Consider the following 13,102-nt stretch of genomic DNA (forward strand, 5'->3'; position numbering starts at 1 on the left):
AATGAGTGCTTACTAAGAATAAGGATAATTTATGATTTCAGCAGCGATTGTCGGTGGTACAGGTTACACAGGTATTGAGCTTATTCGCTTACTATCTGCTCACCCTGAAGTGTCTATTGATTTGCTAACCTCGCGTAGCGAAGCTGGCACTCGCGCTGATGAAATCTTCCCAAGCTTACGCGGTATCTCAGATATTGTTTTCAGTGACTTAGGTGACAATACGCTTGGGGCATTGCAAAAATGTGATGTTGTATTTTTTGCGACGCCGCATGGTGTTGCGATGAAGCAAGCAGAAGCGCTGACCCAAGCTGGCGTAAAAGTCATCGATTTGGCAGCTGATTTTCGCCTGCAATCATTGACGGAGTTTGAGCACTGGTACAAACAATCTCATGCTTGCCCTGAGCTGTTGAAGACAGCAGTTTACGGTTTGCCTGAAATCAATCGTGATAAGCTTGCCAGCGCTTTATTGGTCGGTAACCCTGGCTGCTATCCGACTACTGCGATTTTGGGTTTAAAACCTGTTATCGAAGCACAAAATGAGCAAGCAGAAAGACTGGTTGAATCTCGCATTGTCATCGATGCCAAATCTGGTGTATCAGGTGCTGGTCGTCAAGCGTCACTGGCACTTAATTATGCGGAAACAACGGATAATTTTAAAGCCTATAGCGTTGAAGGTCATCGCCACTTGCCAGAGATTGAGCAGGGTGTGGCGCAGTTACTAGACAGTCAGTTTACACATCGCATTCGCTTTTTACCGCACTTAGTGCCTATGATACGCGGTATGCTGAGCTCAATTCACATGGAGCTGACTGACGCAGGTGCGGCTATCGATTGGCAGCAAGTGTTTGAGGACAGCTATGCATCAGAAGGTTTTGTTGATGTCATGCCAAAAGGTGTTTATCCAGACACGCGCAGTGTGCGTGCTAGTAATCGTCTACGTATCGCAGTACATCAAGACAACGAGCGTGCTGAGCTGACGGTCATTGTGGTGCAAGACAATTTGGTAAAAGGTGCCGCAGGGCAAGCTGTCCAGAATATGAATGTGATGTTCGGCTTTGATGAGTCGATGGGACTCAATTTTGCACCTATCGTACCTTAATGCTGGCTTTTTTGTCGCTAAGTCATTCATATTTATGGTACTAGGTATTGATTATAAATTCCGCTATAATAACTTGCCTTTACTCTTAAGAGATACCATCTAAATGCGTGTTAAACTTGAACGACGCTTTTTTTTAAAGTCATCACGTCTATCGTGTCAAGATTCTGTTCTATATGGCTTGGCGTGCAAGACGCATTCCGATAAAAATAGTAATGGCTTTATGAGTGATATCGGTAGCACTCAACGAGGCGCGTCTACATTAGTATTGGCTTTATTTGTAGTAGTGATATTAGTGACTGCCGTGGCTGGATTGCTATTCGGACATAAGCTGGGCTATCAGCGTGGTTTTCATTCGATGGAAACGCAAGCTCAGCAAGCGATTATCGATGGTACAGAAGCGACAAAAGCGCTAGAAGATTTGCGTCTTAGTAATAAAATCGCGACCAATCAAGCCGCGACAGCCAAGCAAGAGCTGGCCATAAGTCTCGCAAATCTAAAAGAGTTGCGTGAAAATCAACAAGCTCTGACGGTAGAAAACAGGCAGGTCTCACAGCTTAATGAGATATATGCTGATGTGATTGCTGAGAAAGGTGGCATGCCGCTACAAATATTGGGCGCTAAGATTGAGCCGTTGCCCGAAAATGCTTTTGAGTATGGTTTTGATATTGGTATGCTCAGTAGCGACGGTCAAGCCAAACGACTCCAGCCAACCTTGACGTTACTCAATAATGATGACCTTGTAGAAGTGCCCTTAGATCCTGCAAGCTATGCGATCGAAGGTATTGTTCGTATACGCGGTCGTTTTATGATGCCCTCAGGTTTTAAACCTTTACAAGCAAAACTAAGCTTGCAAGCAGGTGGCCAAACAGTAGAGCAATTGTACGATTGGAAGCTCGGTGATAAGGTTGATAACATGCTACCATCACTTTTAGACTTGCCAGAAGTTGATGAAAGCCCGATTGTTCCCTAGATACAAGTCTTAATAAATACCAAACAGCGATGATATAGTTGAAAACAAAGCACCATGTCTATATATAGTCATAGTGCTTGATGTTTCATCGCCTGCCTAGCTAACCTCTCTTATTCCAAACTTACCTTATAATTATACTTTGATTATGATGAAAAAAATGATATTACAAGCTACGCCAACGGTTGCTGATTGGCATTTTCCAAATATGCCTGCCCATCGCGCACAGGACGGTGACACAGAAGGTGAAACGTCACCGCAAGCAGATGTGCTGGTTGCTGAGCCAGAAATTGCTAAACCGCCTATGTATGCGGTGGTTATGTATAATGACAATTACACGCCAATGGAGTTTGTCGTCTATATTTTGCAGTCAGAGTTCCGCCATAGTATGGACTCTGCGGTTGAAATTATGCTAACGATTCACAATAGTAGCAAAGGTATTGCGGGCATCTATCCTAAAGACATCGCTGAGACGAAGGCCAAAAAAGTAAATAGTCTGGCACATCGTGAGGGCTATCCACTATTAACCCAAATTGAGCCACATCAAGGCGAGTAAAAGGATAGCAAGACACTATATCTTATTCTTACATCAGCTCTCATTGCCATAACTAATCGTTTTTTGTTCTCATCCAGTTGTTATAGCAGCTCACTTTTAAAGTGAGCTAAGCCATCTATTTTTACAGCCTCGCTTTAGATACCCATATTTGATTAAGCATGTCAGTGATTATATCGCTCTTATAGTCTTGATTTTATTGTAATATATCCTTATATACTAACTAGGCTTCTTAATAATTTTTACAACCTTTCGATCACTCGTTATTAATATCCTCGTTCATCTACTTATTTTTTATCCACATTAGCTCTTTAAGCTTCTCGTCGCTCTCACATTCTTCGTTATGTACTCGTAGTATGCTTTGATACACTTTAGTCTGCGTTAATAGATTGACTCTGTCGAAGTATCGTGTTGATATAAAGAAAAGCGACTATGAATTATCACAATCACTGCTAACTGATAGATAGATTACAGCATTCGTCACACAGTCTATGGTCCAAATGATATATCCATGATTTTTTAATTATACGAATCTTACCCTTGAACAATCGATCTATCGCCCTGATTTACTTACTAACTCATTCATAAAACTATCAATTATAAAGATAGATATAACCGTAGGAAGTTGTTATGTTAAGTCGTCATCTTGAAGTTTCTCTACGTTTAGCAATGACGCTTGCGCGCCAAAAATCGCATGAGTATCTTACTGTTGAACATTTATTATTGGCACTATTAGAAAATACTCACGCTGCCAATACCCTGACTGCCTGTAATGCCAATATATCGGCATTGCGTACTGAGCTTGAAGCTTATATTAATAAGCACACGCCAACTGTTGATGCAGATACAGATCAGTCACCGCAGCCAACGCAAAGCTTTGATCGCATCTTGCAACGCGCTATTTTTCATGTGCAGTCTATAGGCGGTGGTCGATTGGTAGAAGGCTCTGATATTTTGGTTTCTATGTTCTCAGAGCATGATACTTATGCCGTTTATCTGCTCAAAAAACAAGGTATTAGCCGTCTTGAGCTGACCCAATATTTATCACATGGTCAAGACAAAGAAGAGCCATCTGAGCAACGTGCTTCTATGACTGGTGAGCGCCGCAGTGCGTCTGAAAAAACCAGCAAAGATCCACTGGTTGAGTTTGCAACCAATTTAAATCAGCGTGCTGCTGAAGGCGAAACAGACCCATTGATTGGCCGCGCTTCTGAAATTGAACGTGCCGCTCAAGTTTTATGCCGCCGCCGCAAAAATAATCCGTTATTGGTCGGTGAACCAGGCGTTGGTAAAACCTCTATCGCCGAAGGTTTGGCATGGTTGATTATCAACGACAAAGCACCCAAGCCACTTAATGGTTGCGTGATTTATAGCCTTGATATCGGCTCGCTTATTGCTGGGACGAAATATCGTGGTGATTTTGAAAAGCGTATGAAATCGCTTCTTGATGCGCTGAAGAAAAAGCCCAATGCTATTTTATTTATTGATGAGATTCATATGATCATTGGTGCAGGCTCGTCAATGAGCAGCAATATGGACGTATCTAACCTTATCAAACCTGCCTTGGCTAATGGTGAGCTGCGCTGCATTGGTTCAACGACCTTTACTGAGTACCGTCAAGTGTTTGAAAAAGACCATGCACTATCACGTCGCTTCCAAAAAATCGATGTGAAAGAACCAAGTGTAGATGATGCCGTCGATATCTTGCGTGGCCTCAAGCCTCGCTACGAAGAGTTTCATAATGTGGAATACACGGATGAGGCATTAGTGACCGCTGTACAGTTATCAGCCAAGCACATTCATGAGCGTTTTTTACCCGATAAAGCCATTGATGTGATCGATGAGGCAGGTGCGTACAAACGTCTGGGTGTGGTACCTGATGTAGAGGATATTGAAGCTGAAGAGAGCTTTATTGCAGATTTAGAGCAAGACTTTGATGCACAGATTGATGCTGATGTCGAAGGTATCGATAGCGATGCAGACAGCGATAATGAGATGCAAGACGAAGCAGAGACGGCAAAGGCAAACGACCGTGCTCAGTCTGCCGATGGCCTAAAATCTGCTAAAGCGCAAAAGCCACCGATGAAAATCGATGTCGCTGATATCGAAGCCATTATCGCTAAACTGGCACGCATTCCGCCCAAGTCGGTATCGAGTGATGACAAGAGCATTCTTGAGCACTTGGATCGTGATCTTAAGCACTTAGTGTTTGGTCAAGATGAAGCGATTGCCACGCTTGCTGATGCAATTAAGCTGTCTCGTGCAGGACTAAAAGCACCAGATAAACCGATTGGCTCGTTTATGTTTGCAGGGCCGACAGGGGTGGGTAAAACGGAGGTCTCTCGTCAGCTGGCTAATCTATTAGGCGTAGAGCTGGTACGTTTTGATATGTCAGAGTACATGGAAGCCCATACCGCATCACGTCTGATCGGTGCGCCTCCGGGCTACGTTGGTTACGATCAAGGTGGATTGTTGACTGAAAAGATCAATCAACATCCGCATTGCGTACTGCTACTTGATGAGATTGAAAAAGCGCATCCTGATGTCTTCAACTTGCTATTGCAGGTGATGGATCATGGTACATTGACTGATAACAATGGCCGTGTTGCTATCTTTAAGCAAGTCATCATTATTATGACAACCAACGTTGGTGCTGATAGTATCAGTCGCTCTTCTATGGGCTTTACTCAGCAAGATCATAGCCGCGACAACACTGAGGCGCTCAAGCGCGTCTTTACGCCAGAGTTCCGAAATCGTCTAGACGCGATTATTCAGTTCAATCCACTAGATACGTCAGTGGTTGTGTCAGTTGTTGACAAGTTCTTGGTTGAGCTACAAGTACAGCTTGATGATAAGCAAGTGACGTTAGAGATTGATGATGATGTGCGTGATTATCTGGCTGATAAAGGATACGATCGCCTTATGGGTGCACGTCCAATGCAGCGCCTGATTCAGGATGAGATCAAAAAGCCACTGGCAAGTATGATTTTATTCGGTGACTTGGTAAATGGGGGCGTTGTTCATTTGACTTTATCCCCTAAGGCCGACAATACGCAAGACGATGATACAGTGAAGTTAGATAAATCTTCGCAAAAAGGTTCACCGGATAGTCGGATTGTTTTGACTGTGGTCGAGACTCATGAGCCACGTTCAGACTCTGAGTCAGTGGCTAGCTAAAACACTTAGTTTGAATATAAGAGTAACGGCTATCGTAACATTACGGTAGCCGTTTTTTTGTTGCTATAATTCATCAACAAAGCTCATACGGTTTTTTGTTACTATTAGTCTTTAAAATAAGCCAATCACTAAGCATTCATTTCATAATAAATATAAAAGGATATACCATGGAGCTGTTTGACGAGCAGACAACCAAAACGCCAGAACAAAAACAAGCTATTTTAGACAATGTCCGTCTGCCAGAGGATTGGAAGGCGGCATTAACAGATGAGTTAACGTCCGAAAATATGGACAATCTACGCGCATTTTTGAAAGAAGCTTATCAGTCAGGGGATAGCATTTATCCGCCCGCGCCGTTGATGTTTAATGCGCTTAATCTCACGCCTTTATCGCAAGTTAAAGTGGTGATTTTAGGTCAGGACCCTTACCATGGGCCAGGGCAGGCCATGGGATTGTCATTCTCTGTTCCTAAAGCGATTCCTAAGCCGCCATCATTAAACAACTTGCTTAAGGAGATGGCAGATGACATCGGTATCGCACCCTCAAAACATGGTGACCTAACTTACTGGGCGCAGCAAGGTGTTTTGCTACTAAACAGCTCACTAACTGTGCGAGAAGGCGAGCCAAACAGTCATCAAAATAAAGGCTGGGAGCAGTTTACCGATGCAGTCATTGACGCGGTCAACGAGCAGACAGAACATACCGTATTTATTTTGTGGGGCAGTAAAGCACAAAAGAAAGGTAAGTATATCGATACCGACAAACATCTTATTTTGACCGCCGTGCATCCTTCGCCGTTGGCTGCGAACCGCGGTGGATTTTTTGGGACAAAGCCATTTTCCAAAACCAATGATTATCTGGTGCAGTATGGCCGAACGCCCATTGACTGGCAGCTACCGCAATAAATGCTAAATATGATGAAGACAACTTTAGCGCCTTATTTTTCAGCGGCGAGCGACTCAGCAAGTATACCTTTTGCTCAGCTTATGTTTTGGTCGCTATCAGATGGTAAATGGATGCAAGAAGCGCTTAGACTAGCAAGCCAAGGCGCTAAACTGGGTGAAGTGCCAGTAGGCGCTATATTGGTGCATGATCAGCAGATCATTGGTCAAGGGTTCAATCAACCGATTGGCTGCCATGATGCGACGGCACATGCTGAGATAGTTGCGTTAAGAGAGGCCTGTCAGCGTCTACAAAATTATCGTCTGCCGCTACAGACAACTTTGTACGTGACACTAGAGCCTTGTACGATGTGTATTGGCGCGCTCATTCACGCACGTGTTGATAGGCTAGTATATGCGACGAGTGAGCCACGTGCTGGCATGGTAGGCAGCCAGATGGACTTATCAATGCAGCCTTTTTATAATCATAATATCCAAGTTCATAGAGGATTGTGCAGTGAGCATACTAGTCAATTGCTAAAGACGTTTTTTCGTGAGCGTAGGCGATTAGCGAAACAGAATAAAAACAGCGTTTAATCCAAAATGATTAATAAATAAGATATCAGTTTGGGCGCTAGTGGTAGCAATGATTTTTTGCTATAATATCGCCCTATTTGGTAGCGAATTTTTTAGCCTGCTATCAAACATTTGATATAACAGTAAATATTGCTTCATTGCTACTGTATGACAGCTATACGGGTAACAACTATTATTGAGTAAGTATTATGACCGTCTCCGTATCTGATAACGATCTACTCAATAAAAACGATAGTGTACACCATTCAGCACGCTATCCGGTTATCTGTATCGATGGGCCTAGTGGCGCTGGTAAAGGTACGGTCACATGGCGTTTAGCTCAAGTGTTGGGCTATCAGCTATTAGACTCTGGGGCGCTGTATAGAATCGTAGGACTCAAAGCATTTGAGGCTGGATTGATCACAGCAGATGCCAGCCATCCAATCGATGAGTCGGCAGTGCTAGCGCTCACGAAAAGTTTGGAGATAGCGTTTTTACCAAATAATGATTCTGGACGTGTAGACATCATTGTGAATGGACAAGCGGTAGGTGATCAGGTACGTAACGAGACCGTAGGCGGCTATGCTTCACAAATCGCGGTGTTTCCAACAGTTCGTCAAGCGCTGCTTACGTTGCAACAAGATATGGCGACACGCTCAGGGCTTGTCGCTGATGGTCGTGACATGGGAACCGTTGTATTCCCAGATGCCGATGTGAAAGTATATTTGACGGCGAGCGCGGAAGCGCGTGCTGAGCGCCGCGTGACCCAGCTAGTTAATGCTGGGCAAGCAGCAGATTTTGACTCGATTTTGGCGACGATTAAAGAACGTGATGATCGTGATGAGAACCGTAGCACCGCACCATCGAAACCTGCAGCAGATGCTTTGTTACTTGATAGCTCAATGCTCGATGCTGATGCGGTTTACGAGCAAGTAAAAAGACATTGCCAAGATAAAGGGCTGTTTTTTAATAGTTAATAAAAACAACATATTAAGTACTAAAAAATTTCCTATAGTCTCTGTTTTTAATGTAGAATTGTATAGTTGGAAGTTAGTGTTTTTTAACGATTAATTATTTATTAGGCTGGGTTGATAAAATTTTGTTTGATAGAATAAAGTAAGACAATTGTTGTTAGTAAGTTTAAATATGCGCTTATTAACAACAAACGTTTTTATATATGATTGCATAAGATATAAAACCAGTATTCTCGTTTTATGCAATCATAAATTTGATCCGTACTGTGCTGGACAGGATACGGCTATACAAAGGTAGACATAATGGAATCATTTGCTGAACTATTTGAAGCGAGCATCGAAGAAACAGGCCTAGATATCGAGCGTGGCTCGGTGATTAACGGTACTGTTGTGGCCATCGATAGCGATTGGATCACAGTAGATACTGGTCTAAAATCTGAAGGTATCGTCGCTCGTGAAGAGTTTTTAAGCGAAGAAGGCGAACTTGAAGTTGAAGTTGGCGATAGTGTTGATGTCGTAGTTGAAGCGGTTGATAACGGCATGGGTCAAACCTTGCTGTCACGTGAAAAAGCTAAGCGTGTTGAAACTTGGAACTTCCTTGAAAAAATCGCTGACAATGATGAGATCGTAAAAGGTATCATCTCAAGCAAAGTTAAAGGCGGTTTCACTGTAGATATCGGTTCAGTACGCGCGTTCTTACCAGGTTCATTGGTAGATGTACGTCCTATCCGTGATACAACGCATCTTGAAGGCAAAGAGCTAGAATTCAAAGTCATCAAACTTGATCAAAAGCGTAATAACGTTGTTGTTAGTCGCCGTGCAGTTATGGAAGCTGAAAACTCAGCTGAGCGCGAAGAGCTATTGAACAAGCTTGAAGAAGGCATCGAGATCGAAGGTATCGTTAAGAACCTTACTGATTACGGCGCGTTCGTTGATCTAGGTGGTATCGATGGTCTATTGCACATCACTGACATGGCATGGCGCCGTATCAAGCATCCATCTGAAGTTGTTGAAGTTGGTCAAGACCTAAAAGTTAAAGTATTGAAGTTTGACCGTGAACGCAATCGCGTAAGCCTAGGTCTAAAACAACTTGGTACTGATCCTTGGGACAACGTTAGCGGTACTTACCCAGTGGGTAGTGTTGTTAAAGCTCGCGTAACCAACTTGACTGATTATGGTTGTTTCGCTGAGATTTCTGAAGGTATCGAAGGTCTAGTACACGTATCAGAAATGGATCACACCAACAAAAACATCCACCCATCTAAAGTAGTTCAAGTGGGCGATGAAGTTGAAGTAATGATCCTTGATATCGATGAAGAACGTCGTCGTATTAGCCTAGGTATCAAACAGACTCTAGCTAACCCATGGGATGAGTTTGATAAGAAACATGAGCGCGGTGATAAAATCACTGGTACGATCAAATCAATCACTGATTTTGGTATCTTTATTGGTCTAGACGGTGGTATCGATGGTCTGGTTCATTTATCTGATATCTCTTGGAACGAAACTGGCGAAGATGCTATCCGTAATTACAACAAAGGCGACACCGTTGAAGCAATGGTATTGTCTGTAGATGCAGAAGCTAACCGTATCAGCCTAGGCATTAAGCAGTTGAGCTCTGATCCATTTAACGAATACCTAGTCGCTAATGACCGCGGTGCTATCGTTAATGGTAAAGTGAAAGAAGTAGACGCTAAAGGCGCTACTATTGAGCTTGCTGACGAAGTTGAAGCTTATCTACGCGCTTCTGAAATTCAACGTGACCGCGTTGAAGATGCAACTAAGCATCTGTCTGTTGGTGATGACGTTGAAGCAAAAATCATCAGTGTTGATCGTAAAACACGCAACATCAACTTGTCTATCAAAGCGAAAGACGAAGCTGAAGAGCGTCAAGCGATTAAAGATCTTGGTAGCACGAACACAACTGCCGCTGCAGGTTCTGATGCACAGCCAAAAACGATTGGTGATTTGATCAAAGAGCAAATGCAGTAAGTTGTAAGTTATTGATATAAAAGTAATATAAAAAAAGCGACTTCGGTCGCTTTTTTTATGATTAAGTTTTGATATTTGTATTAATAGGTAAGATTTTTGGCTAAATAAGGAAACTCTTATTCCTATTTTCCTCAATATCCGCTATCATTTGCAACATTGAGTAACGAGATGTGAGCGACAGTGTATTTAGAGTTGCGATATGACTCGTGCAAATAGACTATTCTGATATGAGCTATTAGTGTTTCTGTTGATAATACTGTTTTGACTTATTATCAGTTTATCCATCAATCAACAAGGCAAGCGTAATAATGCAGCAAGCGATTAACAAATCCGAATTTATCAGTAATTTGAGTGCGAATTGTGACAACATGGCAGATACCATCGTTGATGACGCCGTTCGCGAAATATTAAATTTGATGACCCATACTTTAGCCAATGATGGCCGAGTCGAGGTTCGTGGGTTTGGCAGTTTTTGTCTACATCATCGCCGCGCTCGTGTCGGACGCAATCCTAAAACGGGGGAGAGCGTACCAGTTCCTGCCAAAGCGATTCCACACTTTAAGCCAGGTAAAGCATTACGTGAAGCAGTCAATGATAAAGTAGCACACAGCTAATATTCATTAATGATTGACTGACCAAAAACTATCATTCCAACCTGAGGTAACTGTCTCATGCGCTTTTTATTATTCGTATTGCTGTTTTTGAGCTTTGCTTACTCGCTTGGTCTGGTATTGGCAAATAATACCGAGGTCGGGGTCAATTTACTGTTTTCGCAAGCGCCTACAATGAATTTGGGACTACTGCTCATTCTATGTCTAATACTCGGCATCATTATTGGTATTCTATTATCATTGCTTATATTCCGCGTACTACAGAATAAGTGGGAAATCTCACGTTTGCAAAAGGCAAATGCAAATCTACAAGAGCAATTGAATCAAGCCAATGTGGTGATTGACCGTCAGGCTAATGCGCCAACCGTAGATGAGGCTGTCTATGGTGCCAGATCGATTGATATGCAAGACAATACAGACACGCATCTAAATGAAGGTGGTACGTTGTCTAAGCGCAAGCGAGATTAAATTGCTCGGCCATAGAAATGGTTGTTGATTTTGAAAATACAGTGCTCGAATAATTCTGATATGCGGCAAAACCATGAATAATATGATTAACTCTCCCGTCATTGTTGCTTTAGACAATATGACTCTGCAAGCATCGTTGGCATTAGCTGATCAATTGGATCCAGCGTTATGCCGGCTCAAAGTAGGTAAAGAGCTATTTACACGCTGTGGTCCCGATATTGTAAAGGCACTGCATCAGCGTAACTTTGAGGTATTCTTAGACCTGAAGTTTCACGATATTCCTAACACTACTGCTCAAGCGGTACTAGTTGCTGCCGAGCTTGGTGTATGGATGGTCAATGTTCATGCTAGTGCAGGTCTAGAGGCTATGTCTTTGGCAAAACAGCGTTTAATAGATAATAACCTTGATACATTACTCATCGCGGTGACTGTATTGACCTCTATGGACAGTGACGCATTGATGCAAACGGGTATCACTGATAGCTTAGACGTACAGGTGAGCCGATTGGCACAATTGACCAAGCAAGCTGGGTTAGATGGGGTAGTATGCTCTGCTCAAGAAGCGAAAACGCTTAAAGCGTTATGCGGTCACGATTTTAAATTGGTCACACCAGGCATTCGACTAGCAGACGACAATGCTGATGATCAAAAGCGTATCTGTACGCCAAGTCAAGCATTGTTAGATGGTTCTGATTATTTGGTGATTGGACGCTCAATCACTCAAGCCAAAAACCCTGCCGAGAAGCTAAATAGAATATTACAAAGCATTTAAGTTTTAATAGCAATACAATAAAAAAGACAGCCTAAATCGCTGTCTTTTTTTACTTTTTTCAGACAGAAAAAAGCTGTTACACTACCTGAGAGGTTTTATAAGTAGGCTGATCTGCAACCAATTATGCAGCCTATTAAAAGGAGTGCTGGCCTATTAAAATACGCTAACGTTACCGATTGGCTGATAATGATACTATTGGACGATATTGAATTATATGAAATTACAAATACTAAGTGACTTACATATTGATAGTTATGCACGCCAGTCACGCCCTATTGGGCATATTCCTAAAACTGACGCAGATATCGTGTTAGTAGCGGGAGACACTGCCAACAGCGATAGAGGGATGCCGTGGTTACAAGAGCAGGCAGCACGCTTACAAGTTCCTCTGATCACAATCTCAGGTAATCACGAATATTTTGACGAAGATGTGCTAAGTTTTGACCAAAAGTTGGCGACTTGGGACAATTATGATGCTGCCTCTAACAAAGGGGTTTGTGTCTTACAGTGCCAGTATATTGATATTGGTGATATACGAATTTTAGGTTGCACACTGTGGACGGATTATCAATATCATGCCAATGAAGATACTATGGCTGCTGCTAGGCATTTTATGCGTGATTATAAGCAGATATATGCAGGTAAAGAGATGTTCTCACCTGAAGTTTCCATGCAAATTCACTCAGAGCATCGTCAGTGGTTGCAGCAAGCACTAATCACTGCCAAAGCACTGGGCAAAAAAACGGTCGTCATGAGTCATCATAGTGTCAGTGCATTATCGGTGTCTGAAAAATATGCTAATTTACCAAGCAATGCTGCCTTTGTTAGTGATTTGTCTGGGTGGATGCATGAGGACTGGGCACCGACTTTGTGGGTGCATGGTCATACCCATGAAGCATTCGATTATCGAATAGGTAATACGCGAGTGATTGTCAATCCTAGGGCTTATCCTAATGAGATTAGCAGTACGGCGTTGGCATTTGCGTGGGATAAAGTTATTGATATCGGTTAGTTGAGGATCTATGTAGATAA

Annotated in this window: 12 protein-coding genes; all 12 read left to right on the forward strand. The window is 42.7% G+C overall.

The window, feature by feature from the left end; genetic code table 11:
- The first annotated feature begins 31 nt into the window (after positions 1–31).
- The 12 genes from argC (at position 32) to AOT82_RS13090 (ending at position 13,082) form a co-directional block, all read left to right on the forward strand.
- A complete protein-coding gene (argC, locus tag AOT82_RS13035) occupies positions 32–1,099 on the forward strand; it encodes an N-acetyl-gamma-glutamyl-phosphate reductase (protein ID WP_071003502.1) in 1,068 nt (355 codons plus the stop codon).
- A 220-nt stretch (positions 1,100–1,319) separates the two neighbouring features.
- Complete coding sequence (locus AOT82_RS13040) at positions 1,320–2,069, forward strand: hypothetical protein (protein WP_223333592.1); 750 nt, start codon at positions 1,320–1,322, stop codon at positions 2,067–2,069.
- A 157-nt stretch (positions 2,070–2,226) separates the two neighbouring features.
- The gene (locus AOT82_RS13045) at positions 2,227–2,622 is read left to right on the forward strand and encodes an ATP-dependent Clp protease adaptor ClpS (RefSeq protein WP_083328960.1); all 396 of its coding nucleotides are present in this window, start codon (positions 2,227–2,229) and stop codon (positions 2,620–2,622) included.
- 627 nt (positions 2,623–3,249) lie between these two features.
- Positions 3,250–5,796, forward strand: coding sequence for an ATP-dependent Clp protease ATP-binding subunit ClpA (gene clpA, locus AOT82_RS13050; protein ID WP_071003504.1), 2,547 nt, complete (start codon positions 3,250–3,252; stop codon positions 5,794–5,796).
- Between the two features lie 167 nt (positions 5,797–5,963).
- Positions 5,964–6,701, forward strand: coding sequence for a uracil-DNA glycosylase (locus AOT82_RS13055; RefSeq protein WP_071003505.1), 738 nt, complete (start codon positions 5,964–5,966; stop codon positions 6,699–6,701).
- Positions 6,702–6,782: 81 nt separating this feature from the next.
- Positions 6,783–7,274: a tRNA adenosine(34) deaminase TadA gene (tadA, locus tag AOT82_RS13060; RefSeq protein WP_071003796.1), complete on the forward strand. Its 492-nt coding sequence runs from the start codon at positions 6,783–6,785 to the stop codon at positions 7,272–7,274.
- 188 nt (positions 7,275–7,462) lie between these two features.
- On the forward strand, positions 7,463–8,230 hold the full coding sequence (cmk, locus tag AOT82_RS13065) for a (d)CMP kinase (protein ID WP_071003506.1): 768 nt from the start codon (positions 7,463–7,465) through the stop codon (positions 8,228–8,230).
- A gap of 300 nt (positions 8,231–8,530) precedes the next feature.
- Positions 8,531–10,219, forward strand: a complete 1,689-nt coding sequence (gene rpsA / locus AOT82_RS13070) for a 30S ribosomal protein S1 (RefSeq protein ID WP_071003507.1) — start codon at positions 8,531–8,533, stop codon at positions 10,217–10,219.
- Between the two features lie 308 nt (positions 10,220–10,527).
- Entirely contained in the window at positions 10,528–10,833 is a 306-nt protein-coding gene (locus AOT82_RS13075) for an integration host factor subunit beta (RefSeq protein ID WP_058024195.1), read from the forward strand.
- Between the two features lie 57 nt (positions 10,834–10,890).
- Positions 10,891–11,298 (forward strand): lipopolysaccharide assembly protein LapA domain-containing protein, encoded by a 408-nt coding sequence (locus AOT82_RS13080; RefSeq protein ID WP_071003508.1) that lies wholly within the window; start codon positions 10,891–10,893, stop codon positions 11,296–11,298.
- A 73-nt stretch (positions 11,299–11,371) separates the two neighbouring features.
- Positions 11,372–12,070: an orotidine-5'-phosphate decarboxylase gene (pyrF, locus tag AOT82_RS13085; RefSeq protein ID WP_071003509.1), complete on the forward strand. Its 699-nt coding sequence runs from the start codon at positions 11,372–11,374 to the stop codon at positions 12,068–12,070.
- 214 nt (positions 12,071–12,284) lie between these two features.
- Positions 12,285–13,082, forward strand: a complete 798-nt coding sequence (locus AOT82_RS13090) for a metallophosphoesterase (protein WP_071003510.1) — start codon at positions 12,285–12,287, stop codon at positions 13,080–13,082.
- Positions 13,083–13,102 lie beyond the last annotated feature (20 nt).

Origin of the sequence: Psychrobacter sp. AntiMn-1, from assembly GCF_001854065.1 — a bacterium.
Taxonomy (GTDB): domain Bacteria; phylum Pseudomonadota; class Gammaproteobacteria; order Pseudomonadales; family Moraxellaceae; genus Psychrobacter; species Psychrobacter pacificensis.

What these genes read in the sequence shown, in the direction of transcription:
- argC (WP_071003502.1), top strand. Translation starts at nt 32, where the DNA reads ATGATTTCAGCAGCGATTGTCGGTGGTACAGGTTACACAGGTATTGAG.
- AOT82_RS13040 (WP_223333592.1), top strand. Translation starts at nt 1,320, where the DNA reads ATGAGTGATATCGGTAGCACTCAACGAGGCGCGTCTACATTAGTATTG.
- AOT82_RS13045 (WP_083328960.1), top strand. Translation starts at nt 2,227, where the DNA reads ATGATATTACAAGCTACGCCAACGGTTGCTGATTGGCATTTTCCAAAT.
- clpA (WP_071003504.1), top strand. Translation starts at nt 3,250, where the DNA reads ATGTTAAGTCGTCATCTTGAAGTTTCTCTACGTTTAGCAATGACGCTT.
- AOT82_RS13055 (WP_071003505.1), top strand. Translation starts at nt 5,964, where the DNA reads ATGGAGCTGTTTGACGAGCAGACAACCAAAACGCCAGAACAAAAACAA.
- tadA (WP_071003796.1), top strand. Translation starts at nt 6,783, where the DNA reads ATGTTTTGGTCGCTATCAGATGGTAAATGGATGCAAGAAGCGCTTAGA.
- cmk (WP_071003506.1), top strand. Translation starts at nt 7,463, where the DNA reads ATGACCGTCTCCGTATCTGATAACGATCTACTCAATAAAAACGATAGT.
- rpsA (WP_071003507.1), top strand. Translation starts at nt 8,531, where the DNA reads ATGGAATCATTTGCTGAACTATTTGAAGCGAGCATCGAAGAAACAGGC.
- AOT82_RS13075 (WP_058024195.1), top strand. Translation starts at nt 10,528, where the DNA reads ATGCAGCAAGCGATTAACAAATCCGAATTTATCAGTAATTTGAGTGCG.
- AOT82_RS13080 (WP_071003508.1), top strand. Translation starts at nt 10,891, where the DNA reads ATGCGCTTTTTATTATTCGTATTGCTGTTTTTGAGCTTTGCTTACTCG.
- pyrF (WP_071003509.1), top strand. Translation starts at nt 11,372, where the DNA reads ATGAATAATATGATTAACTCTCCCGTCATTGTTGCTTTAGACAATATG.
- AOT82_RS13090 (WP_071003510.1), top strand. Translation starts at nt 12,285, where the DNA reads ATGAAATTACAAATACTAAGTGACTTACATATTGATAGTTATGCACGC.